We start from the raw sequence: 23,156 nt of genomic DNA on the forward strand, positions 1-23,156 counted from the left end.
TTGGCGCCATATCAGGGCTTGAACGCCCCGATGAAGATGGCCGGATCGACGCGCACGTTGTTCAGGCTGACGTTCCAGTGCAGATGCGGACCGGTGGCGCGGCCGGTGGCCCCCACCTTGCCGACCGGCGCACCGCGCGCCAGCTCATCGCCCACCTTCACGTCGATGGCCGACAGATGGCAGAACATGCTGATCATGCCCTGCCCATGGTCGACGAACACCGTCTTGCCGTTGAAGAAATAATCTCCCACCAGCACCACGCGACCGGCCGCGGGCGCCCTGATCGGCGTGCCCGCCGGCACCGCGAAGTCCAGGCCCGAGTGCGGATTGCGCGCTTCGCCGTTGAAGAAACGGCGCAGCCCGAAGGGACTGGACAGGCGGCCGCCCGCCACCGGGCGATCGAGCACCACATTGCTGGGCGTGACGTCGGCACGGTAGACGGCATAGGCCGAGGTCTGCTCGTCCAGCTCGCGCTCGATGCGCTTGAGGTCATCGGGGTTGGGCGAGACCTGGCGCTTGTTCTTCAGCGTGATGTGCTGCGCCACGTATTCCTTGCTGCCCACCGAGAACGGCACGTCGCGCGCGCCGGCGGCGTCGCGCACCTGCAACGCCGCCTTGCCGGGCGTGGCACTGAGCGGAATGCCGACGATGGCGATCCACTGCCTGCCTTCCTCGCGCACCACCAGCACCCGGTGCCCGCCGAAGCTGGCCTGCGGCGCCTGCGCGCCCTCGCCCAGCGAGATCACCGCCACGCCGCCGGGCACCGGCGCGTTCAGCTTGCGGCTGATGTAGCTCTGGGCCTGCGCCGTGGCCGCGGCGGCCAGCGCCACCAAACCGAATGCCGCGGCCCGCAGGCCGCGCAGCATGGCCGCACGCGTGCTCGCCCCGTCCATCACATGCACAGGTTGGCCGCTTCGATCATCGACTGGCCGCGCGCGGGCAGCCGGGTCGACATCTTGATGTCGGTCTTGCCGCGGTAAGAGATCACCGACAGCACGCCCTCGACGCTGATGCTGCTGCTGCCCGCCACGCGAAAGCCGTCCTGGATCGGCGTGGTTTCCACGGAGAAGCCCTGGCCTTTCCAGGCTTCGGCCACGCATTCGCTGTAGTCCTTGGCGGTACGCGGGGTGCTGCCGAAGAAAGTGGGATCGAGGCTGCTGACGGAGTCGACGCTGGCGCAGCCGGCAACGGCCAGGCCCAGCGCCAACATGGCGGCGATACGGATTCTCATGGGTAGGAAACGTCTCTGTAAAAGTGCGGACCACTATAGCGCAACGCGCGGCAGGCCCACGGCAGCGGCCCCGCCGCCCTCAAGACGCGGGCGGTCGCTGCGCGGACTTCGGCCGGAAGGCGCGCACCACCTCGGGCCGCGTCTCGGCGTAGGGACCGCCGATGAGATCGATGCAGTACGGCACCGCCGCGAAGATGCCCGGCACGAGCACCCCGCCGTCGGCGCCGCGCAAGCCTTCCAGCGTCTCGCGGATAGCCTTGGGCTGCCCCGGCAGATTGATGATCAGCGCCGCGTGATCGGCCGTCTCGCGGATCACGGCCACCTGCCGCGACAGGATGGCGGTCGGCACGAAACGCAGGCTGATCTGCCGCATCTGTTCGCCGAAACCCGGCATCTCGCGCGTGGCGACGGCCAGCGTGGCCTCGGGCGTGACGTCGCGGCGCGCCGGCCCGGTGCCGCCCGTGGTCAGCACGAGGTCGCAACCGCACACGTCCACCAGATCGGCCAAGGCGGCGCTGATGCCGGCCGCCTCGTCGGGGATCAGCCGCTCGACGCCCTGCCATGGCGAAGCCAGGGCACCGTCCAGCCATTCGCGCAGGGCAGGCAGGCCCTGGTCCTGATAGACGCCGGTGGAAGCACGGTCGGAAACGGAAACCAGGCCGACGAGCAATTCGTCGGGATGGCGGCGGACTAGGCGCGAAGCGTCGGTCATGGCGGCGTGTGAAAGAGGCGGACAGGGGAGGCGTGCGAGGCCATGCGCGGGAAGATGGCAGCAAAGGCAAGCGCCCGCGCAGGCACGGTTAACCACTGAATGCTACCTCATGATGACGTCGCTTTTGACCCTCCAGACAGGTCGGTGTCATTTAGCTTTCATCTTTCCGTCTCATCATTCCGTGAGTTTTCATTTCCCTATCTGTCTTCGCAGCACCGATTTTTGTTTTTTCCTTTCGTTTTGCTCTTCTCCGGTCGCCCGCTCACGCCGGCGACATCTTTTTTTAAGCTCCCTACAGCCATCGGACCAGACCATGACCGACCAGACCCAACTCTCCCGCCGCCGCGCCCTCAAGTTCCTGTCGGGCGCTCCCCTGCTGCCGCTGGGCACCGCCATGGGCTCCTCCGTTCTGCTGGCCGCCTGTGGCGGCAGCGACGACGATGACGACGATACGTCCAACAACCCCGGCACGCCCGGGCAGCCCACGCCGGCGCCCGGCGCCCAGTTCGTGTCGGCCCGCTTCGTGCCGATGGCCGCCCCGTCGACCGCCGCCGACATGGCCACCACCCTGGTCAAGTCCGCCATGGAAGTCACGTACGACGACGGCACCACCGTGACGTACCAACTGGGCTACAACACCTTCTTCAATACCGGCGACATGGTGCCCGACGGCAACGGCGGCACGATCCTGGCCGGCGGTTACTACGACATCAATAACAACCCCATCATCGACCGCTCGACGTCGACGCAGCGACAGTTCTTTTCCGGCTGTCCCGACGGCACGTCGCTGTTGAAACTGGACAACCCCACGGTTGCTGGCGTCACCGGCAACACCGTGTTCGCCGTCGTGCAGTTCGAATACACCGACTTCGACCTGGCCGGCAACAGCGTCTATGGCCGCTTGCCCTCGCCCTACGCCGTGCTGACCCTGGACCAGAATCCGGAGACCGGCGAACTGAAGCTGGTGAAGTACTACAACGTCGACACTTCTGCCGCCAACGGCATCTGGATTCCGTGCGGTGCCAGCCTGTCGCCCTGGAATACCCACCTGTCCAGCGAAGAGTACGAGCCCGACGCCTCGGCCGCCACGAATGCCCAACTGACCGCCTTCGGCAACAACCTGTATGCCAACTCGGGCGCCCGTGCGCGCGCCTACAACTACGGCCACATGCCCGAAGTCACCGTCCACCCGGACGGCACGGGCACGGTCGTCAAGCACTACTGCATGGGCCGCATCTCGCACGAACTGGTGCAGGTCATGCCTGACCAGCGTACCGTGCTGATGGGTGATGACGCCACCAACGGCGGCCTGTTCATGTTCATCGCCGACCGCGAGAAGGACCTGTCGTCGGGCACGCTGTATGTCGCCCAGTACACGCTGACCGGCAACACTGGCGCTGGCGCCGGCACCCTGAAGTGGGTCAACCTGGGCCACGCCACCAGCGAAGAAATTCGCGGTCTGGCTGGCAGCCTGGAATTCGCCGACATCATGGAGAAATCCGTCACGGCTGCCGCAGGCTTCACGCAGATCAAGTACAACGGCGCAACCGAGTACGTGCGCGTGATCCCGGGCATGGAAAAGGCTGCCGCGTTCCTGGAAACACACCGCTACGCCGCGCTGGTCGGCGGCACGATGTGGCTGACCAAGAACGAAGGCACCACGGTCAACATCAAGGACAAGGTGCTGTATTCGGCTCTGGCCAACATCCGTGACTCCATGCTCACCGGCAACGCCGCCAACCCGGGCACGGGCGTCGGCGTCACCACCCGCATCAATGCGGGCGGCGTCATGGCCAGCACGATGGGCGGCGGCCAGGCCGACACCGATGCCGTGGCCATCAACAGCGACTGGGTGCCGCACACCTACACGACGCTGTTCGTGGGCCGCGACATCTCGGCCGACTCGCTGGGCAACACCTGCGACCCCGAACTCCCCGCCAGCCCCGACAACCTGAAGTTCTCGGAAAAGCTGCGCACCCTGTTCGTCGGCGAAGACAGCGGCAACCACGTCAACAACTTCCTGTGGGCCTACAACGTCGACACCAAGGAGTTCGCGCGCCTGCTGTCGACGCCGGCCGGCGCCGAATCCACCGGCCTGCACGCCGTGGACGAACTGAACGGCTTCACGTACATCATGAGCAACTTCCAGCACGCCGGCGACTTCCTGGGCACCATGCCCGCCGGCCTGGTGAGCGAAATCGAACCCCTGATCGATGCCGCCTACAAGGACAAGTTCTCGGCCTCCGTCGGCTACATCACCGGCCTGACCATGAGCGAAAAGAAGTAAGGCAATAACCCCCGGCCGTCCCCGGACGGCCCGCCTCACGGCTACGGCGCGAACCGCCGCGCATCGACCGGTCTCCTCTCCTCCAGGTCGATGCGCGATGTGTTCGCGCTTTTTCATGTCATTTTGCTTTCACGTCGCAGGCCGAACATGGCGTAGCCTGCCGGGTCGTGCGCATGGTGGGCCAGCGATCCGCCCCCATTCTTTCGCAATCGGACTTCGACATGCCTGAGACGACCTCTTCCTCGCGCCGCCGCGCCCTGAAACTGCTGGCCGGCGCGCCGCTCCTGCCCGTGGGCGCCTTCGGCGCCGCCCCCGCCTGGGCTGCCCCGAAAGGCGCCACCCTCACCTCCGCCCGCTTCGTCCCCATGGCCGCCCCGACGCTGGCCAAGCCCGAGGAAATGGCCACTACGCTGGTCAGGTCCGCCCTGGAAATCGCGTACAGCGACGGCAGCAAGCAAACCTACCAGTTGGGCTACGAGTCCTTCTTCACCACCGGCGACCAGGTGCCCGACGGCCATGGCGGCCAGACGCTGGCCGGCGGCTACTACGACATCCACAACAAGCCCATCATGGACACCTCGGGCCCCACGCCGCGCCAGTTCTATTCGGACTGCCCGGATGGCTCGTCGCTGATCCGGCTGGCGCGCCCGGCCGTGAAAGGCGTGAAAGGCAACACCGTGTTCGCGGTGGTGCAGTTCGAATACACCACCCGCAACCTGAAGGGCGACGAGATGTACGGCCGCCTGCCCTCGCCCATCGCCGTGCTGACGCTGGACCAGGACCCGAAAACCGGCGCCCTGACGTTGGTCAAATACCACAACGTGGACACCTCCAAGGTCAAGGGCCTGTGGATCACCTGTGGCGCCAGCCTGTCGCCGTGGAACACCCACCTGTCCAGCGAAGAGTACGAACCCGATGGCGCCAAACCCGGCAGCGCCCAGTTGAAGGCGTTCGGCGCCAACCTCTACGGCACGGCGGACCACGCGGCCAATCCCTACGACTACGGCCACCTGCCCGAAGTCACCGTGCATCCCGACGGCACCGGCAGCATCGAGAAGCACTACTGCCTGGGCCGCATCTCGCACGAGCTGATCCAGGTCATGCCCGACCAGCGCACCGCGCTGATGGGCGACGACGCCACCAATGGCGGCCTGTTCATGTTCGTGGCGGACAAGGCGGCCGATCTTTCAGCCGGCACGCTGTACGTGGCCCGCTACACGCAGACTTCGTCGCAGGGCGTGGGCGCCGGCACGATGCAGTGGATCCGGCTGGGCCACGCCACCAGCGACGAGATCCGCGCGCTGGCCGCGAAGCTGACCATCGGCGACATCATGGACGTCGCCATCCAGGACCCGAACGACGCCAGCTACACGGCGATCCACTACAACGGCCAGCCGAACTGGATCCGCATCAAGCCCAACATGGAGAAGGCAGCAGCCTTTCTCGAAACGCACCGCTACGCCGCCTGCGTGGGCGCCAGCATGGCGCTGACCAAGAACGAAGGCACCACCGTCAACATCAAGGACAAGATCGCCTATTCGGCGCTGGCCAACGTGGTCGACTCGATGGTCAAGGGCGGGCGCGGCTGGTATGAAGGCAGCGGCATCGCGCTGGACCGGAAACTGCAGGCCGGCGGCATCCTGGCGCACAAAATGCAGGGCGGCCAGAAGGACACCAAGGGCCAGCCGATCCGCAGCGACTGGGTGCCCACGGTCTCGTCCACCCTGCTGACGGGCAAGGACATTGCCGCCGACGAACTGGGCAACACCGCCCACCCGGACCACATCGCCAGCCCCGACAACCTGAAGTTCTCGGAAAAGCTGCGCACCCTGTTCATCGGCGAGGACAGCGGCAACCACGTCAACAACTTCCTGTGGGCCTACAACGTCGACACCAAGGAACTGTCGCGCATCCTGTCGACGCCGGCCGGCGCCGAATCCACCGGCCTGCACGCCGTGGACGAGATCAACGGCTGGACCTACATCATGAGCAACTTCCAGCACGCCGGCGACTGGGACAAGAAGGGCTTCCACGACAAGGTCAAGGACAAGCTCGACCCACTGGTGAAGGCCAACTACAAGGACCGCTACGGCGCCAGCGTCGGGTACATCACGGGGGTGGACCTGCGCGCCAGAGGGACCTGATTCGGCTTCTACAGGCCCTAGGCCGTACCGAACGCGGCGCGGCGAGGATCGAAAGGCAGGTCGCGCGCCATCTGTTCATACAGCTCGCGCGCGCGTTCGCTGTCGGCTGGCGGCAGGACCACCTCGAGCGACAGATACAGATCGCCGGCGGGCTTGCCGGGCAGGCCGCGTCCCTTCAGGCGCAGCTTGCGGCCGGCATTGGAACCGGGCGGCACCGTGATCTCGACCGCGCCGCCGGGCGTGGGCACCCGCACCGACGCGCCCAGCGCGGCCTCCCAGGGGGTGACAGGCACGGTCATGTGCAGATCGCGCCCCTCGGCGCGGTACAGCCGGTGCGGCCGGAAACGTACCTCTAGCAGCAGGTCGCCATTGCCCGCGCCGCCCATGCCGGGCATGCCCTGCCCGGCCAGGCGGATCTGCTGGCCTTCACGCACGCCGGGCGGGATGCGTACGCTGAGCGTGCGGGTACGGATCTGCTGCCGTCCCTGGGCATCGGCCTCGACGGCGCGCAGGCTGACTTCGCGCGTGGCGCCGTGCAGGGCGTCGTCCAGATCGACGTCGATGACGGCATGGTGGTCCTCGCCACGCGCCCGGAACGCGCGCGAGCCGGCCTGGCCCGCGCCGAACAACGACGAGAAGAATTCGCTGAATTCATCCGCGCCGCCTTGCTCGCCGCGAAAGGCGAAGTCGCGCTCCCAACCGGGCGGCGGCTGGCGATGGCCGCCGTCCAGCACCTGGTCGTAGGCGGCGCGCTTCTCGGCGTCGCCCAGCACTTCATTGGCTTCGTTGATGTCGCGCATGCGCGCGTCGGCGTCGGGCTCCTTGCTGACGTCGGGATGATATTTGCGGGCAAGCTTGCGGTAGGCGCGCCGGATGTCTTCGTTGGAAGCCGTGCGCGCCACGCCGAGGATGCCGTAGTAGTCCTTGAACTCCATGAACGGCTCGCTTTCAGAAAGTGGGGGGAGGCACGCGGGCGACGGACGCGGCGGCATCCCGGGGATGGATTGCAGATGGGGGCGGGCCAGCGGATATTCAATGCCGCGCCGGTCGGCTCTTCTATACTGCTGCGGCATGAAGCCGCCACGCATCCCGAAGGAAACCGTGCCCGGCCCCTCCCGTTTCCCGCCATCCCCCCACCCGCGCCATGCCGGACATCATCGACGTCGATTTCGCCAACCCCGACCACGCGCGCGACCTGATCGCGCTGCTGAACGAGTACGCCAGCGGCGACATGGGCAGTGGCGAAACCCTGCCCGCACGGGCTTGCCGCGAGTTGCCGGCGGCCCTGGCGGCGCGGCCCTGGGCGCACGCGCTGCTGGCCTACGCCGATGGCAAACCCGCGGGCCTGGCCGTCTACTTCGAAGGCTTCTCCACCTTCGCCTGCCGGCCGCTGGTGAATTTGCACGATTTCATGGTGTCCGCGCCTTTTCGCGGCCAGGGCATCGCCCGGCAATTGCTCGATGCCCTCGACGCCTCGGCCCGCCGGCTGGGCTGTTGCAAGATCACGCTCGAGGTGCTCGAAGGCAACCTCCCCGCCCAGGCGCTGTACCGCAAGATGGGCTACGAGGCCTATCAATTGCAGGATGCCAACGGCCGGGCCGTCTTCTGGCACAAGAAACTGGCCGACTGAGCGCACCGCCATGCCCGACTGCCGCGACATCCGCCTGATGGCCGGCTACAGCGCCTGGATGAACGGGCAACTGTGCGCGGCCGCCGCCCAGCTGTCCGAGGCCGAACTGGACCACGTGCCGCGCTACGCCAACCGGCTGGGCATCGTGTCCGAACGCCATTTCGGCAGCCTGCTGCTGCATTTCTTCAATCACCAGACGCACCATCGCGGCCAGGCCTCCACGCTGCTGACGCAAGCCGGCGTGGACACCGGCGTGACCGGCCTGCTGGTGCGCATTCCCGACACCTCGCGGCCCGACTGACGCGCCGCCCCCCAGGAGCAAGCCATGCAGATGCAGGACATTCCCTTCGGCACCACCGACTGGTCCGAAATCCCCGCCACCGAACACCCCGGCGATACCGGCCGGGCCTACTGGCGCACCCGCCAGTTCGGGTCGATCCGCGCGCGGATGGTGGAATACACGCCCGGCTACCTGGCGGACCACTGGTGCACCAAGGGCCACATCCTGCTCTGCCTGGAAGGCGAACTGCACACCGAACTGGAAGACGGCCGCACCTTCGTGCTGCGCCCCGGCATGAGCTACCAGGTGGCCGACGGCGCGGAACCGCACCGCTCCAGCACCCGCACAGGCGCGAAACTCTTCATCGTGGACTGACCGGCCGTCTGGGCGCCCCTGGTCCCGCCCGCGTGTCGTTCCCGCGACACCACGCGGGCGCCCCGCCGCGCCGCCCGGCAATTGCTGGTACCCTTGCCGGAGCGTGGGGGGACTGCCCGCCTTCGCGGCATTGCCGGAGATGCTTCGTGGTTGCCCCCCTCACCCTTTACGTCGACGCCGCCTTTCTCAGCCCCTACGCCATGTCGGCCTTCGTGGCGCTGACCGAGAAAGGCCTGCCCATGCAGTTGCGTCCCGTCGACCTGGGCTGTGGCGAGCAACGCATGCGGCCCTACCTGGCGCGCTCGCTCACCGGCCGAGTGCCGGCGCTGACGCACGAAGAGTTCCATCTGGCGGAATCGTGTGCCATCTCGCAGTACCTGGAGGAAGCCTTTCCCGCCCCCAGGTATCCGGCCCTGTATCCTCCCGATCTGCGCAGCCGCGCGCAGGCCCGGCAAATGCAGGCCTGGCTGCGCTCGGACCTGCAGGCGCTGCGCGCCGACCGTCCCACCGAAGCCGTCTTCGAACACCCCACGCACGCCCCGCTCAGCGATGCCGGCCACGCCGCGGCGGCCAGGCTGGTGCGGGTCGCACAGGCCCTGCTGGCGCACGGCGGACCAAACCTGTTCGGCGACTGGTGCATCGCGGACACCGATCTGGCGATGATGCTGCAGCGCCTGGCACGCAACGGCGACGAATTGCCCGCCGAACTGCGCAGCTATGCCGACGCGCAATGGCAACGCGCCTCCATCCAGCTCTGGGTGCGGCACCACGCCCACGCCCGCGGCTGATCCCCCGCCGAATCGGTCTGATTCCCATTCTGCCGGGCCGCTATCCGCGTCTATAATCCGCGGAAGTCATCGTAGAACAACAACGGGATTACCACGGCGTTCCTCACCAGATGCGCTCCGATGTCCGCCACCAGGCATTCCCCCACCCCTCGCGCGTGACGACGAGGTCCGCGTGCCGGTCTTGACCAGCAAAGCCTGGGCAAGCTTCGTGCGCGGCAGTTACCCATCGCGGGCGCTCGCGCTGGGCCTGACGTTCCTGGCGGTCGTCCCCATCCTTAGGCAACTGGACGCCCCCGGGTGGCAATGGCTGCTCTACGCGGCGCACGCCTTCGCGTGGCCCTACGCCGCCTGGCGCCTGTCGGCTCACACGGACCAGCCCACGGCAGCCAACCGCCGCAACCTGCTGATCGACCATTTCGCGGCCGGCTGCTGGGCAGCGGGCATCGCCTTCAACGCCCTGCTCAGCATCGCGATGCTGGCGCTGCTGCTGATGGACAGCATGATCGCGGGCGGCTGGCGGCAGTTCCTGCGTGGCATCGGCGCCCACCTCGCGGGCGTCGTCATCGGCCTGCTGGCGTTCGGCATCGACTGGCGGCCCGTCCCGACCCCGGAAGAGATCTTGGCCTGCCTGCCCCTGCTGCTGATCTACCCGGCCGTGGCCGGGCGCATCGCCTATCTGGCGCTGAACGAGCTGCGCGAGCAGCGCGAAGACCTGTCGCAACTGAGCCTGCACGACGCCCTGTCCGGCCTGCACAACCGACGGCACATGGATGCGGTCATCCAATCCGAATTCCAGCGCTACCGCCGCCACGCCGAACCGGCTGCCCTGGTGCTGATCGACTTCGACCATTTCAAGCGCATCAACGACGACCTGGGGCACCCGGTGGGCGACAAGGCCATCCGCCAGTTCGCCAAGCGCCTGCAGCTCAGCCTGCGCAGCTCGGACACCCCCGGCCGATACGGCGGTGAAGAATTCGTGGTGCTGATGCCGCACACGTCGGCCCGCAACGCCGGCCTGTTCATGCGCCGCCTGCAGCAGAGCATCCGTGACGAGCCCCTGATCGATGAACGGCCGGTGACCATCAGCATCGGCATCTCTGCCCTGTCGCCCGAACTCGAGAGCCACGGCGCCTGGCTGAAACAGGCCGATGCCATGCTCTATCGCGCCAAGGACCAGGGCCGCAACTGCGTGGTGATCGCGGGCGAGGACGCGCCCGAGCCGCAGTTGCCCGAGCCGCCGCGCGGCGCGTCTCAACCGCTGCTGCCGCTGGAACGGCGGCTGATGGTCGGGCTGGAACTGGGCAATATCGCGGCCGCCATCTTCGATCCTTCAGACCGCATGGCGTGGGCCAACGAAGCCTTCCGCCGACTGTACTGCGTGCCGCCCAAGGCGCGCACCTTCGCCGACATCATCCACCACTGCCATCGGCTGCGCTGCGGCCCGCGCATCGAGACGCAAAGCCTGCGCACCTGGCTGTCCATCGCCGATACGCAGCGCCGCCGCCAGCCGCACCGCAGTTTCCTGCAGCCCATGCACGACGGCAACGTGTACCGCGTGGAAGAAACCCTGATGGCAAACGGCTGGCTGCTGAACCTGTGGCTGCCCCACCACCGCGAAGGCGCGCCCTCAGAAGAGCTGCATGCGGTTGTTGGCGGTGTCGCCCCACTGGTCGCGGATCGCCAGCAGCTCGGGCAGGCACTCCACGAATAGCGGCACCAGTTCGGGATCGAAGTGGGTCCCGCTGGCCTGGACGATGTAGTCCACCGCCTCGTCCACCGGCCAGGCGGACTTGTACGGCCGTTCGCTGGTCAGCGCGTCGAACACGTCCACCAGCGCCACGATGCGCGCCACGTGGGGAATCTGCTCGCCCTTCAGTCCGCGTGGATAGCCGGTGCCGTCCCATTTCTCGTGGTGGCCTTCGGCGATGATGCGCGCCATGCGCAGCAGGCCCGAACGGTGGTCGCCGATGATCTTGCCGCCGATGATGGGATGGCGGCGCATCACCGCCCATTCTTCGTCGGTCAGCTTGCCGGGCTTCTTCAGGATCGCGTCGGGGATGCCGATCTTGCCGATGTCGTGCATCGGCGAGGCGTGCAGGACCTCTTCGGCAGCGGTCTGCGAGTAACCCGCCGCCAGCGCCAGCACCTTGGCATAGTGGCTCATGCGGATGACGTGCAGGCCGGTCTCGTTGTCCTTGTACTCGGCCGCCGCACCCAGGCGCTGGATGATCTGCAGGCGCGTGTCGCGCAGGGCCTGCACCTGCACCAGCGACAGGTGGTTGCGCACGCGCGCGCGGACGATGGCCGGGCTGAACGGCTTGGTGATGTAGTCCACCGCGCCCATGTCGAAGCCGTACTGCTCGTCCATCGAACTGGCCAGCGCGGTGATGAAGATGATCGGCGTGGTCTGCAGGGCCTCGTCCTGCTTCAGCGCGGCGCAGACCTCGTAACCCGATATGTCCGGCATCATGATGTCCAGCAGGATCAGGTCGGGGTGCTCCATGCGGGCCAGTTCGATGCCCTTGCGGCCATCGCGCGCGAAGAACAGGCGGTAGTCGTCCTGCAGCGTGTGCCTCAGCACCTGGAGGTTGGTGGGCTCATCGTCCACCAGCAGCAAGGTGGGACGGGGGTCGATAGGCTTTTTCATTTCTCGGTGCCGGTATCGGCGAGCATGCCGGGCTGCCATTGCCTCAGCAGCAGGCGGGCCTGTTGGAAATCGAACGCATCGATGGCCTCGTGCAGCGCATCGTGCAGGTCTTTCTGGCCCTGGGCGCGCAGGTGCTGGCTGACCACGTCAAGGGCGGTGGCCGGCAGTTCGCTGCGCTGCAGGCCGTCCAGCAGCTCGCTCAGGTGCGGCTGCAGGTTCTGGGGCGGCGCCACGGGCGCCGCCGGCGCGGGGGCAGGCGCGGGGGCAGGCGCGGGCGCCGCGGCATTGAACTGGCGCAGCTCTTCGGCGGCGCTGGCCAGCAACTGGCGCAGTTCGGCCAGTTGCGGACGGATGTCGTCGCGCGCGCCGCCCTTGATGCGCTCTTCCAGCCCCCCCGCCAGCTCGGTCACCTTGGGCAGCGCCAGATTGCCCGCGGCGCCGCGCAAGCCGTGCAGGCTGAACAGCGTGGCATCCCAGTCGATCTCGGCGACATCCTCGGCGGGCAAGGGATGGCGCATCATGGCCTCGGCCAGGAAGGTCTGCAGGGCCTGCGCCAGCCGGCCCTTGTTGCCCCACAGCGCAATGCCCGACGTCCAGTCGATCAGGGTGCGGTGGCTCTCGACCTTGCCCGCGGCCTGGCGTGACCCATAGGCAACGGTCGAGTTGTGGCCCAGCACGCGCGCGATCTCGTTCATCAGGCGCGGCGTATCCAGCGGCTTGGTGGCGAATCCGCTCATGCCCGCGTCGCGCGCGGCGCGCCGGTCGGACTCCATCACGCTGGCCGTCAGGGCGATGACCGGCGTGGCCGGCAGCCCGCTGGCCTGTTCGTACTGGCGGATGCGGCGCGTGGCCTGCAGGCCGTCGGTGCGCGGCATGTGCATATCCATCAGCACCAGGTCGAAGGAATGCGCCATGAACAGCGCGATGGCCTCGTCGCCATCGTTGGCCACCATGATCCGGTGGCCGCGCTCTTCCAGCGTCAGGGCCAGCAACTCGACGTTCTGGGGCACGTCGTCGGCCACCAGCACGTTCAGCCGCGGCAGCGAGGCGGCCCCCACTTCGGGCACGGGCGCCCCGGGCTTGTTGCCCGGCGCCAGCGGCAGATACACGTGGAAGACGCTGCCCACCCCCAGCGTGCTCTGCACGTCGATCGTGCCGCCCATCAGTTCGACCAGCTGGCGCGCGATCGTGGTGCCCAGCCCCGAGCCGCCGAAACGCCGGCTGATGGACGCATCGGCCTGCGAGAAGGGCGCGAAGATGGTGTCCAGCTGCTCGCTGCTCATGCCGATGCCGCTGTCGCGCACCTGGATGTGCACGCGCTCGCCGTCCAGCCGGAACATGACCTCGACGTAGCCCTGCTCGGTGAACTTGATGGCGTTGCCGATCAGGTTGGTCAGCACCTGCTGGATGCGCAGCGGATCGCCCTTGAAATACTGCGGCATGTCGTCGGGGTAGTCGGTCTGCAGCATCAGGCCCTTGGAGTTCGCGCTGAGCGACAGCGAGGCCTCGATGTGGCCGGCCAGGTCTTTCAGCGAGAAATCGATGTGTTCGAGCTCCAGCGAATTCTTTTCGAGCTTGGTGGTGTCCAGAATGTCGTTCAGCAGGCCCAGCAGCGAGCGCGAGGACTGCCTGATCGTGCTGAGATGGCTGCGCTGCAGGGCCGTCAGGTCCGATTTCAGCAGCAGCTCGGTGAAGCCGATGATGGCGTTCATCGGCGTGCGGATCTCGTGGCTCATGTTGGCCAGGAAGGCCGACTTCGCCTCGGCCGCCTGGCGCGCCTGCTCGGCGGCGTCGCGCAGCGAAGCCTCCAGGGCGTGGCGCGAGGTGATGTCGGTCATGATGCCGACGAACAGCGGCTCGCCTTTCAATTCGACCTGTCCAACCGCCAGCCGGATCGGCACCAGCGTACCGTCCTTGCGCTGGCCCGTGACCTCGCGGCCCGAGCCGATGATGCGCGGCTCGCCCGAACTGCGGTAGTTGTCGATGTAGTCGTTGTGCAGCGAGCGGTCGGGCTCGGGCATCAGCATGCGTACGTTCTGGCCGATGGCCTCGTGGGCTTCCCAGCCGAAGATGCGGGTGGCCGACCGGTTGAAGGCCCGGATGATGCCTCGGCTGTCGATGGTGACCACGGCGTCGACCACCGTATCGACGATGGCATGCAGGCGCGATTCGTTCTCGCTGAGCTGGCGGAACAGCTGGCGGTAGCGGATCAGGCCGTTGGCGGCGGTGACCAGCACGGCCACCGTCAGCGTGAAGGTGGACAGCCCCAGCGACACGAACACCGGGTCCAGCGCGATGTCGGCCTGCGTCATGCCCGGCTCGCCGATGAAGCGCGCGGCGGCCATGCCCGTATAGTGCATGCCCGCGATCGACACGCCCATCACGATGCCGCCCAGCGTCAGCCGCTGAACCAGTCCCAGGCGGGTGCGGTGCAGGCCGAAGCGGATCCAGAGCGCCAGCGTGGCCAGTACCACCGACACCACGATGGACGCCAGGAACATGCGCGGCTCGTAGCGCAGCTCGGCCGGCATCTGCATGGCGGCCATGCCGCTGTAGTGCATGGCGCCGATACCCAGGCCCACCAGCAATCCGGCGCCGATCAGGCGCGGCAGCGACACCTCCGGACACGACAGGATGCGCAGCGCCAGGGCCGCCGCGGCAAAGCCCGGCAGGCTGGACAGCAGCGTGATCGTGGCGCTGTACTTGACCAGGGTGGGCAACTGGAACGCCAGCATGCCGATGAAGTGCATGGTCCAGATGCCGCCGCCCAGCGCCACGGCGCCCGTGCCGATGGCCAGGTTGCGGTGGCGCGCGGAGTCGGCGATGCGGGCGATGTGCGCCGTCTGCAGCGCCATGCCGGAGGTGAGGATGGCCACGATGATGGAGAGCAGCACCAGCCCCGGGTTATGGCTGCCTTCTATGAACACGCCGCCGTTGCATGTCTCGATGAAAAACCGATGGGCGAACCCCATGTCTTGCCTTTCCCGCCTGGCCGGTCCGGCCGCCAGTGTTGCAAAAAACATCCTGAGCAGGAACTGGCTGCCGAAGACGTGCTTCCGGCACTTCTTGCTCATTCATAGCAGCAATGTCGTGACTACCCGGCTACGTGGTTTATCGGCCGTTTGCCAAGGTTCTTTAGGGTCGGCGCGGACAAATTTGTCTAGACCACCAAAGTGCGCAAACCTTGGACAAGACCTGTCATATTCCTGTTGTTGCACCGCAACATGCAATGCGGTGTAATGGAGGATAGACCGGCCGCTCGCCACGAGCGGCGCCGGCTCGACCAGCGGGCCGGAAGACCCCGTCCGAGGAGATGGCCATGGCAGCATCCGCCGCCGATCAGTTCAACAAGCTGTTCCACAACCTGCCCAACAACCCCTGGACCGCCGCGTACGAATACTCGGTGGACGCCTGGCAACGCGGCGTGCTGTACACCGACGTCATGCGCCAGCGCGGCAACCAGTACCACCGGCACATTGCCAAGCGCGCGCCCAACGTGCTGAGCATGAAGTCCGAACTGATCATGGACGGCCGGGAACTCGAACGCCCGGTCAACTATGGCCTGCTGCGCATCGTGCCGCCCGAGGGCACCGAGGCCGATCCGCGCAAGCGTCCCTTCCTGGTGGTCGACCCGCGGGCCGGCCACGGCCCCGGCATCGGCGGCTTCAAGCCCGAAAGCGAGATCGGCGTGGCCGTGCGCGCGGGCCACCCCTGCTATTTCGCCAGCTTCCTGCCGCACCCCATGCCCACGCAAACGGTCGAGGACGTGATGCGCGCCGAGGCCCGCTTCATGGAAGAGATCATCGCGCGCCATCCCGAAGCCGAAGGCAAGCCGGTCGCCGTGGGCAACTGCCAGGCCGGCTGGCAGATCATGATGACCGCCGCCATGCGGCCCGAACTGTTCGGCCCCATCGTCATCGCCGGCGCCCCGCTGTCGTACTGGGCGGGCTGGCGCGGCATGAATCCCATGCGCTACGCCGGCGGGCTGCTGGGCGGCAGTTGGCTCACCGCGATGACCAGCGACCTGGGCGCGGGCAAGTTCGACGGCGCCTGGCTGGTGCAGAACTTCGAGAACCTGCATCCCGCCAACACGCTGTGGAGCAAGCAGTACAACCTGTACGAAAAGGTCGATACCGAGGCCTCCCGCTACCTGGGCTTCGAGAAATGGTGGGGCGGCCACGTCTACCTGAACGGCCCTGAAATCCAGTACATCGTCGACAACCTGTTCGTGGGCAACCGCCTGGCCACCGGCGGCCTGGTCACGTCCGACGGCATCCGCATCGACCTGCGCAACATCCGCTCGCCGATCATCGTGTTCTGCTCGCGAGGCGACAACATCACCCCGCCGCCACAGGCGCTGGGCTGGATCCCCGACCTGTACCAGAACGACCAGGAAGTGCGCGCGCACGGCCAGACCATCGTGTACGCCGTGCATGAAAGCATCGGCCACCTGGGCATCTTCGTATCGGGCAGCGTGGCCCGCAAGGAACACCAGGAATTCACCAGCAACATCGACATGATCGACGTGCTGCCCCCGGGCCTCTACGAAGCCGAGATCGTCGACAAGACGCCCGAAACCATCAACGCGGATCTCGTGCAGGGCGACTACGTGCTGTCGTTCGAGGGCCGCCGCATGGACGACGTGCTGGCCATCGTGAAACCGCAACCGGAAGACGACCGCCGCTTCGCCGCGGTGGCGCGCATCTCCGACATCAACCTGGGCCTGTACCGCACCTTCGTGCAGCCCTGGGTGCATGCCACGGTCACGCCCCAATCCGCCGAATGGATGCAGCGCATGCATCCCCTGCGCCTGCCGTACGAGATGATTTCCGACCGCAACCCGCTGGTGGCGCCCGTGGCGCAGATCGCCGAGCAGGTGCGCGAGAACCGCCAGCAGGTCGCGCCCGACAATCCCTTCCTGATGGCCCAGCAGATGGTGTCCAAGGCCATCGAGACCAGCCTGGACATGTACCAGGAAATACGCGACTGGGCCCAGGAAGCGCTGTTCATGAACATCTACGGCTCGCCGCTGGTGCAGGACTGGGCGGGCCTGGGCGCCAAGGAGCGCCGCGAGTCGCCGCGCCGCCATCCGGGCGTATCGCCCGAGCACCGTGACTTCATGGCCAACCGGAACGCGGAGCTGCGTTCGCTGGTGCCTGTCGGCGGGCTGCGCGAAGCGGCCATCCGCATGCTGCTGTACGTGACCAGTGCCGAGGGCGGCATCGACGAGCGCAGCTTCGCCGGCATCCGCCGCATGCGCGCCGAGAAAGACCACATCCTGTCGCTGCAGCAGTTCAAGGACGTGGTGCGCGACCAAGCCATGGTGATGCGCCTGGACGCCAAGGCGGCGCTGCACGCCATGCCGACGCTGCTGCAAGGCTCCAGCGCCGAGGAAATCCGCAACGCCCTGGCCGACATGAAGGAAGTGCTCGAGGCCGCGCAGCCGCTCAATGCGCGTGCGCAGGAAAGCCTGCGCGAGATGGAGCAGTTGTTCGAGGACGCGGCCCGCCGCGCCGGAGACGACCGCAAACGCGGCAATGGCGCGGCCGCCAAGGCCCACGACGACGACGCCCAGGCGGCCGAAATGCTGCCGGCCAGGACGGCGCCCGCCGCGGAATCCAAGGCCGTGGCCCAGGCGTCCGCCACCCTGCCGTTGCAAGGCATCGACGAGGAAACGGCGCCCGCCGCGCCGCGCAAACGTGCCAGCGCGCCTCGCAAGGCGGCCGCCAAGCGTGCGGCGGCCGCGCCCGCCGCCCCCCAGGCACCCGCGGCGAAGACGGCGACCGCCAGCAGGAAGACCGCGGCAAAGGCGGCGCCCGGGAAGACGGCGAGCGCCAGGACTCGCGCCACGGCCCGCCCGCCCGCCGCCAAGACCGCTGCCAAGACCGCCACGAGGACGCCTCGCGCTCGCGGCGCATCCCGCGCCAAGGCCTGATTTCCGGGCACTCCCGCCAAACGCCCCGCATCGGCCCGGTCCGGTGCGGGGCGTTTGCTTTACTACTGGCTACATTATCCACAAATAAATACGCAATCTGGAAAATTTCCCACCCACTCCACCACTGGTGGAAAGATATTTTCCCATTCAAGGGTTTATCCTAGGTTCGCAGAGGCGCACTATGTCTTCACCGCGAAACAAAACCAACCACGACGGAATCCTCCGCCGGTTTCGCTCCCTCGACCGAATACCAGGAGATGTAATCATGAAGACCCTTGCCGCTGCCCTGATGATGTCCGCCGGCCTGATGAGCGCCAGCGCTTTTGCGGGTTCGAACGTCGAACCCAACGACACGCCCTTCCAAGGCGTCTACGGCGCCCAGCACGACGCCGGCAGCCTCAGCCGTGCCCAAGTCGAGGCAGACCTGGCCCAAGCCAGGACCAATGGCCTGGTCGCCAACGTCGAACCCAACGACCTGCCTTTCCAGGCCGCCTATTCGGACGCCGCCTCGACCCAGTTGAGCCGCGCCGACGCCCGGGCACCGGTCGTCGGCATGACGTCGAATGTCGAACCGAATGACACGCCGTTCGTGGCGCAGTCCACCGCCGCCCGCAACGACATGCTGGCCGCCGAATAAGACCGGCGATCCCTTCCCTTCGCCGGGACCGTTTCACCGCTGGACCCCCGACGTACCCGCCGGACACGACGCCGCGGCGGGTACGGACTTGCGATGCCTGGCCCTTTCCATGAGGGCCAGGCATTTTTTTGCCTGCCCCCCGGCAGCGCCGCTATTTTCAGCACTGAAAGTAAAGTGTAAGAGCCTTGAAGTTTTCGATTTTCTGTAATAGAAATTGGGGAAACTCCAGGTTTCCGCGATTGCGGAATCCAGCCTGCGGCCTCGCGCCGCGGCAAACTGCAGGATTGCCGTCCCAGGGCGACCCTCCCCTGTTTTCATTTTCGTCGAAGACTCAGGCTCGCCTATGGTCATCCACAGCGCCTCGAACGGGCTGCGCAGTCGCGCGCTGGCCGCCAAGGGTGCCCTCAAGCGTGCCGCCCGGCACGCCGAACGCACCGCCAAGAACAAGCTGCTGAGCATCCTTTCCAAGGGCAAGCCTGGCCCGGATGAACAGACGGTCGCGGCATTGGGCGACATCAGGCGGATCATCGTCATCCGCCCCAACTACCGGATCGGCAACGCAGTGCTCAGCACCGCCATCATCGATCCGCTGCAACGGAAGTATCCGGGCGCGACGATCGATTTCCTGGCCACCGACAAGACGGCGGGGCTGTTCCGCAACCTGCCCGTGGGCAAGGTGTCCACGCTGTCGCGCTCGGCCATCTCCCGTCCCTGGCGACTGGTCAGCCTGGCGCGCACGCTGCGCGCCAGCCGCTACGACCTGGCGGTGCAGCTGGAAGACGGTTCGCTGACGGGACTGGTCATCTCCAGGCTGGTCGGCGCCCGTTATGTCATCGGCAAGCCCCGCGGCTCGGCGTGTTGGTACGACGTCAACATCCGCGAGGACGTGAACCACGCCTATGACACGGCTTCCGTGTTCTCGAAGGCGCTGGGCGTCGCCTGCCTGCCACGGCCGCAACTGGTATTCAGTCCGGAAGAAGAGGCCCGCGCCATCGCCACGCTCGAATCGCTGGGCGTCCCTTCACGCCAGGGCCACCTCGCTCCGTTCGTGGCGCTGTTCGTCGGCGGACATGCCGACAAGGTCTGCCCCGCCGATTTCTGGACCGAGCTGTGCCGCGGCCTGAATCACCTGCGCCACCCTTTCGTCGTGTTCGTGGGGCCGGAAGAATCCGCCATCGTGCCCGCTCTGGAACAGACGGTGGCCACCCTCTCGCACGGCCGGCTCTGCCCGCCCCGTCCGCTGCGTGAATTCGCGGCGATGCTGGGCCAGGCCAGCTCGATCATCACGCCCGATTCGGGCCCGATGCACATCGCGGCCGCCATGCAGGTGCCCATCGTCGCCATGGCGCGTTCGCAGCGCTCCAAGGCCTTCATCCCCGCCTACGACGACACGCGCATCGTCTGGAACCTGGAGGTGCACAGCGCGCTGCAAGCCGTACAGGAGCTGATGCCCTCCCAGGCCCAGGCCTGATCCCCCGGCGGCAAGGGAGCGCCGCTCCCCGACCGCAGCCCCCGCCCCCGCGCGCACGGGCCAGTTGCCGAAGGCCGCTCCTTGCGGCCTGGCGCTACCCGCAGCGCCAGCGCGCTACGCCGCGCGCTCCTGCAGCACCTGCACGGCGGGCAGGGTCTTGCCCTCCAGGAACTCAAGGAAAGCACCGCCGCCGGTCGAGATGTAGCCGACCTGCTCGCCGATGCCATATTTGGCGATGGCGGCCAGGGTGTCGCCACCGCCGGCGATCGAGAAGCCCGGCGCGTCGGCGATGGCGCGCGCCACGATTTCCGTGCCGTTGGCGAACTGGTCGAATTCGAACACGCCCACCGGGCCGTTCCACACGATGGTGCCGGCCTGCTTCAGCACCTCGGCCAGTTGGGCGGCGGTCTTCGGACCGATATCCAGAATCATGTCGTCGCCGGCCACGTCGGCAGCCGCCTTGGTGGTGGCTTCGGCATCGGCGCCGAAGGCCTTGGCGCACACGACGTCCACCGGAATCGGCACGGCCGCGCCGCGCTTGGCCATCAGGTCGATCACCGCGCGGGCCTGTTCGATCTGGTCGGGTTCGGCCAGCGACTTGCCGATGGGCAGGCCGGCGGCCAGCATGAAGGTGTTGGCAATGCCGCCGCCCACCACCAATTGGTCGACCTTGCCGGCCAGCGATTGCAGGATCGACAGCTTGGTCGACACCTTGGAGCCGCCGACGATGGCCACCAGCGGACGCTTGGGTTCGTTCAGGGCGCGGCCCAGCGCATCCAGCTCGGCTTCCAGCAGCGGGCCGGCGCACGCCACGGGCGCGAAGCGCGCAATGCCGTGGGTGGTGGCTTCGGCGCGGTGCGCGGTGCCGAACGCATCATTGACATAGACGTCGCACAGGGCGGCCATCTTGCGCGACAGGGCTTCGTCGTTCTTCTTCTCGCCGACGTTGACGCGGCAGTTTTCCAGCAGCACGACCTGGCCGGGCGCAACCTCGACGCCGTCGACCCAGTCCTGCACCAGCTTCACGGGCGAGCCCAGCACTTGCGCCAGGCGCTCGGCCACGGAGGCCAGCGAATCCTCCTTGCCCAGGGTGCCCTCGGTGGGACGGCCCAGGTGCGAGGTGACCATGACGGCCGCGCCGGCATCCAGCGCCAGGCGAATGCCGGGCACGGACGCGCGGATACGCGTGTCTTCGGTGATGTTGCCGGCGTCATCGAACGGCACGTTCAGATCGGCGCGGATGAACACGCGCTTGCCGGACAGTTGGCCGGCCTTCGCCAGCGCGGACAGCGTATTGACTTTGGACATAGACGATTCTCTCTAGTTATTTGAAATCCGGGCGCGCTTCCGCGCTTTTCTTGCTGACCCACATTCTTCCGCAGTTGCCGGGGGATGAGGGTCTGTTCTTGTGATCGAGTGTTTGGGTTCTTAACGTGCGCTTGCGGGGGGTATCGATGATTTGAGTTCTTGAGACGTCTGTGTCCGTCCTCAGGGCTCGCGCCGGCCAAGTCGTCACGAGCCCTGAGGACAGACACAGACTGCAATTGCCTAAATACACCGGCCCCACTACAGCCACAGGCCATCGCCATACCGACGATCCCGGCATGCTCCGCGGTCACGGCATGCCGCTGTCGTGAGTCCCCGGGCCTTGCCAGTGGGCCGCACCGGCCAATTGGAGGGAGGGAAGCCGCGCAGCGGCCGAGGGCACCTGGTGGCGCGCCCGAGCCGACCGGCTTGGCCGGTGCGGCCCACCGGCAAGGCCCGGGGACGCCTCAAGAACAGAGAATGCCGTGCCATCGCGACCGACAGCGGCAAGAACGACACCGCCAGACATGCGCAAAAAACACTTAAACGAAAGGGCAGCCCCCCTCCCGCATGAAGCGGAGAACGGACCTGCCCTAAATCGAATCCAAGTAAATAAGCCCCCACGCCGCGCCTTCGGCTTGCTGCCCCCGAGGGGGCTTTTTTACCTTGGGGCGGCCCGGCGGCAAAAGATTACTTGGCCGACATCAGTGCAACGGTGGTGTCGAGCATGCGGTTCGAGAAGCCCCACTCGTTGTCGTACCACGACGAGACCTTCACCAGGCGGCCGGACACCTTGGTCAGGGTCGAGTCGAAGGTGCTGGAAGCCGGGTTGTGGTTGAAGTCCACCGAGACCAGGGGGTCGGTGTTGTAGTCGAGAATGCCCTTCAGTTCGCCTTCCGAGGCGGCCTTCAGGATCGCGTTGACTTCTTCGACGGTGGTGTCGCGGCTGGCGATGAACGACAGGTCGACGATCGAGACGTTGATGGTCGGAACGCGGATGGCGAACCCGTCCAGCTTGCCGTTCAGTTCGGGCAGCACCAGGCCCACCGCGGCGGCGGCGCCGGTCTTGGTGGGGATCATGCTTTGCGTGGCCGAACGGGCGCGGCGCAGGTCTTCGTGGTAGACGTCGGTCAGCACCTGGTCGTTGGTGTAGGCGTGAACGGTGGTCATCAGGCCGGACTCGACGCCCAGCTTGTCGTTCAGCGGCTTGACCAGCGGGGCCAGGCAGTTGGTGGTGCACGAGGCGTTGGAGATGACGGTGTCCGTCGACTTCAGCACATTGTGGTTGACGCCGTACACGACGGTGGCGTCGACGTCCTTGCCGCCCGGGGCCGAGATCACGACCTTCCTGGCGCCACCCTTCAGGTGGGCGCCGGCCTTTTCCTTGGTGGTGAAGAAGCCGGTGCACTCGAGCACCACGTCGACCTTCAGCTCGCCCCAGGGCAGCTCGGCCGGGTTGCGGTTGGCCAGCACGCGGATGCGGTCGCCGTTGACGACCATGTAGTCGCCGTCGACTTCGACGGTGCCCGGGAACTTGCCGTGGGCGGTGTCGAAACGCGTCAGGTGCGCGTTGGTCTTGGGATCGCCCAGGTCGTTGATGGCGACGATCTCGATGTCGTGCTTCTTGCCGCCTTCATAGTGGGCACGCAGGACGTTGCGGCCGATGCGGCCGTATCCGTTGATGGCTACGCGAATGGTCATGGCTGATGCTCCT

Annotated in this window: 18 protein-coding genes; 10 read left to right on the top strand and 8 right to left on the bottom strand. The window is 67.0% G+C overall.

The window, feature by feature from the left end; translation table 11 throughout:
- Positions 1 to 11: 11 nt before the first annotated feature.
- The 3 genes from A6745_RS02030 to mog form a co-directional block, all read right to left on the bottom strand.
- The gene (locus tag A6745_RS02030; RefSeq protein ID WP_066123734.1) at positions 12 to 866 is read right to left on the bottom strand and encodes a M23 family metallopeptidase; all 855 of its coding nucleotides are present in this window, start codon (positions 864 to 866) and stop codon (positions 12 to 14) included.
- Positions 867 to 892: 26 nt separating this feature from the next.
- The gene (locus tag A6745_RS02035) at positions 893 to 1,231 is read right to left on the bottom strand and encodes a hypothetical protein (RefSeq protein WP_066122935.1); all 339 of its coding nucleotides are present in this window, start codon (positions 1,229 to 1,231) and stop codon (positions 893 to 895) included.
- 79 nt (positions 1,232 to 1,310) lie between these two features.
- The gene (gene mog, locus A6745_RS02040) at positions 1,311 to 1,943 is read right to left on the bottom strand and encodes a molybdopterin adenylyltransferase (protein ID WP_066122940.1); all 633 of its coding nucleotides are present in this window, start codon (positions 1,941 to 1,943) and stop codon (positions 1,311 to 1,313) included.
- A 313-nt stretch (positions 1,944 to 2,256) separates the two neighbouring features.
- Here mog and A6745_RS02045 point away from each other — a divergent pair, with 313 nt between their 5' ends.
- Both A6745_RS02045 and A6745_RS02050 read left to right on the top strand, forming a co-directional pair.
- Entirely contained in the window at positions 2,257 to 4,230 is a 1,974-nt protein-coding gene (locus tag A6745_RS02045) for a PhoX family protein (protein WP_066122942.1), read from the top strand.
- A gap of 221 nt (positions 4,231 to 4,451) precedes the next feature.
- Positions 4,452 to 6,374 carry a PhoX family protein gene (locus A6745_RS02050; protein ID WP_066123735.1) on the top strand — a complete coding sequence of 641 codons (1,923 nt, stop codon included), beginning with the start codon at positions 4,452 to 4,454 and terminating at the stop codon, positions 6,372 to 6,374.
- Positions 6,375 to 6,391: 17 nt separating this feature from the next.
- Here A6745_RS02050 and A6745_RS02055 read toward each other — a convergent pair whose 3' ends face one another.
- Complete coding sequence (locus A6745_RS02055) at positions 6,392 to 7,309, bottom strand: DnaJ C-terminal domain-containing protein (RefSeq protein ID WP_066122944.1); 918 nt, start codon at positions 7,307 to 7,309, stop codon at positions 6,392 to 6,394.
- Positions 7,310 to 7,518: 209 nt separating this feature from the next.
- Here A6745_RS02055 and A6745_RS02060 point away from each other — a divergent pair, with 209 nt between their 5' ends.
- The 5 genes from A6745_RS02060 to A6745_RS02080 all read left to right on the top strand — a co-directional run bounded on the left by A6745_RS02060 (position 7,519) and on the right by A6745_RS02080 (position 11,158).
- Complete coding sequence (locus A6745_RS02060) at positions 7,519 to 8,004, top strand: GNAT family N-acetyltransferase (protein ID WP_066122946.1); 486 nt, start codon at positions 7,519 to 7,521, stop codon at positions 8,002 to 8,004.
- 10 nt (positions 8,005 to 8,014) lie between these two features.
- Positions 8,015 to 8,305 (top strand): DinB family protein, encoded by a 291-nt coding sequence (locus tag A6745_RS29180; RefSeq protein WP_066122948.1) that lies wholly within the window; start codon positions 8,015 to 8,017, stop codon positions 8,303 to 8,305.
- A 24-nt stretch (positions 8,306 to 8,329) separates the two neighbouring features.
- A complete protein-coding gene (locus tag A6745_RS02070) occupies positions 8,330 to 8,659 on the top strand; it encodes a DHCW motif cupin fold protein (protein ID WP_066122949.1) in 330 nt (109 codons plus the stop codon).
- Between the two features lie 146 nt (positions 8,660 to 8,805).
- Positions 8,806 to 9,447, top strand: a complete 642-nt coding sequence (yfcF, locus tag A6745_RS02075) for a glutathione transferase (protein ID WP_082852849.1) — start codon at positions 8,806 to 8,808, stop codon at positions 9,445 to 9,447.
- Positions 9,448 to 9,619: 172 nt separating this feature from the next.
- Positions 9,620 to 11,158: a diguanylate cyclase gene (locus tag A6745_RS02080; protein WP_066122951.1), complete on the top strand. Its 1,539-nt coding sequence runs from the start codon at positions 9,620 to 9,622 to the stop codon at positions 11,156 to 11,158.
- Here the strand turns inward: A6745_RS02080 and A6745_RS02085 are convergent.
- Positions 11,075 to 12,094 carry a response regulator gene (locus tag A6745_RS02085; protein WP_066122953.1) on the bottom strand — a complete coding sequence of 340 codons (1,020 nt, stop codon included), beginning with the start codon at positions 12,092 to 12,094 and terminating at the stop codon, positions 11,075 to 11,077. The two genes, A6745_RS02080 and A6745_RS02085, sit on opposite strands and share 84 nt — an antisense overlap.
- Positions 12,091 to 15,066, bottom strand: coding sequence for an MHYT domain-containing protein (locus A6745_RS02090; protein ID WP_082852851.1), 2,976 nt, complete (start codon positions 15,064 to 15,066; stop codon positions 12,091 to 12,093). Before A6745_RS02090 ends, A6745_RS02085 begins: the two co-directional genes overlap by 4 nt.
- 347 nt (positions 15,067 to 15,413) lie before the next feature.
- On the opposite strand from A6745_RS02090, the gene A6745_RS02095 reads away from it, so the two are divergent.
- The 3 genes from A6745_RS02095 (at position 15,414) to A6745_RS02105 (ending at position 20,137) form a co-directional block, all read left to right on the top strand.
- On the top strand, positions 15,414 to 18,029 hold the full coding sequence (locus A6745_RS02095; RefSeq protein ID WP_066122955.1) for a DUF3141 domain-containing protein: 2,616 nt from the start codon (positions 15,414 to 15,416) through the stop codon (positions 18,027 to 18,029).
- Positions 18,030 to 18,294: 265 nt separating this feature from the next.
- Positions 18,295 to 18,666: a DUF4148 domain-containing protein gene (locus A6745_RS02100; RefSeq protein ID WP_082852852.1), complete on the top strand. Its 372-nt coding sequence runs from the start codon at positions 18,295 to 18,297 to the stop codon at positions 18,664 to 18,666.
- A 343-nt stretch (positions 18,667 to 19,009) separates the two neighbouring features.
- Positions 19,010 to 20,137: a glycosyltransferase family 9 protein gene (locus tag A6745_RS02105; protein WP_066122957.1), complete on the top strand. Its 1,128-nt coding sequence runs from the start codon at positions 19,010 to 19,012 to the stop codon at positions 20,135 to 20,137.
- A gap of 114 nt (positions 20,138 to 20,251) precedes the next feature.
- On the opposite strand, the gene A6745_RS02110 is transcribed toward A6745_RS02105, so the two are convergent.
- A complete protein-coding gene (locus tag A6745_RS02110) occupies positions 20,252 to 21,445 on the bottom strand; it encodes a phosphoglycerate kinase (protein WP_066122958.1) in 1,194 nt (397 codons plus the stop codon).
- Positions 21,446 to 22,132: 687 nt separating this feature from the next.
- A complete protein-coding gene (gap, locus tag A6745_RS02115) occupies positions 22,133 to 23,143 on the bottom strand; it encodes a type I glyceraldehyde-3-phosphate dehydrogenase (protein WP_066122960.1) in 1,011 nt (336 codons plus the stop codon).
- Positions 23,144 to 23,156 lie beyond the last annotated feature (13 nt).

Origin of the sequence: Bordetella ansorpii, from assembly GCF_900078705.1 — a bacterium.
GTDB lineage: Bacteria > Pseudomonadota > Gammaproteobacteria > Burkholderiales > Burkholderiaceae_B > Bordetella > Bordetella ansorpii_A.

What these genes read in the sequence shown, in the direction of transcription:
- A6745_RS02030 (WP_066123734.1), bottom strand. Translation starts at nt 866, where the DNA reads ATGCTGCGCGGCCTGCGGGCCGCGGCATTCGGTTTGGTGGCGCTGGCC.
- A6745_RS02035 (WP_066122935.1), bottom strand. Translation starts at nt 1,231, where the DNA reads ATGAGAATCCGTATCGCCGCCATGTTGGCGCTGGGCCTGGCCGTTGCC.
- mog (WP_066122940.1), bottom strand. Translation starts at nt 1,943, where the DNA reads ATGACCGACGCTTCGCGCCTAGTCCGCCGCCATCCCGACGAATTGCTC.
- A6745_RS02045 (WP_066122942.1), top strand. Translation starts at nt 2,257, where the DNA reads ATGACCGACCAGACCCAACTCTCCCGCCGCCGCGCCCTCAAGTTCCTG.
- A6745_RS02050 (WP_066123735.1), top strand. Translation starts at nt 4,452, where the DNA reads ATGCCTGAGACGACCTCTTCCTCGCGCCGCCGCGCCCTGAAACTGCTG.
- A6745_RS02055 (WP_066122944.1), bottom strand. Translation starts at nt 7,309, where the DNA reads ATGGAGTTCAAGGACTACTACGGCATCCTCGGCGTGGCGCGCACGGCT.
- A6745_RS02060 (WP_066122946.1), top strand. Translation starts at nt 7,519, where the DNA reads ATGCCGGACATCATCGACGTCGATTTCGCCAACCCCGACCACGCGCGC.
- A6745_RS29180 (WP_066122948.1), top strand. Translation starts at nt 8,015, where the DNA reads ATGCCCGACTGCCGCGACATCCGCCTGATGGCCGGCTACAGCGCCTGG.
- A6745_RS02070 (WP_066122949.1), top strand. Translation starts at nt 8,330, where the DNA reads ATGCAGATGCAGGACATTCCCTTCGGCACCACCGACTGGTCCGAAATC.
- A6745_RS02085 (WP_066122953.1), bottom strand. Translation starts at nt 12,094, where the DNA reads ATGAAAAAGCCTATCGACCCCCGTCCCACCTTGCTGCTGGTGGACGAT.
- A6745_RS02090 (WP_082852851.1), bottom strand. Translation starts at nt 15,066, where the DNA reads ATGGGGTTCGCCCATCGGTTTTTCATCGAGACATGCAACGGCGGCGTG.
- A6745_RS02095 (WP_066122955.1), top strand. Translation starts at nt 15,414, where the DNA reads ATGGCAGCATCCGCCGCCGATCAGTTCAACAAGCTGTTCCACAACCTG.
- A6745_RS02100 (WP_082852852.1), top strand. Translation starts at nt 18,295, where the DNA reads ATGAAGACCCTTGCCGCTGCCCTGATGATGTCCGCCGGCCTGATGAGC.
- A6745_RS02105 (WP_066122957.1), top strand. Translation starts at nt 19,010, where the DNA reads ATGGTCATCCACAGCGCCTCGAACGGGCTGCGCAGTCGCGCGCTGGCC.
- A6745_RS02110 (WP_066122958.1), bottom strand. Translation starts at nt 21,445, where the DNA reads ATGTCCAAAGTCAATACGCTGTCCGCGCTGGCGAAGGCCGGCCAACTG.
- gap (WP_066122960.1), bottom strand. Translation starts at nt 23,143, where the DNA reads ATGACCATTCGCGTAGCCATCAACGGATACGGCCGCATCGGCCGCAAC.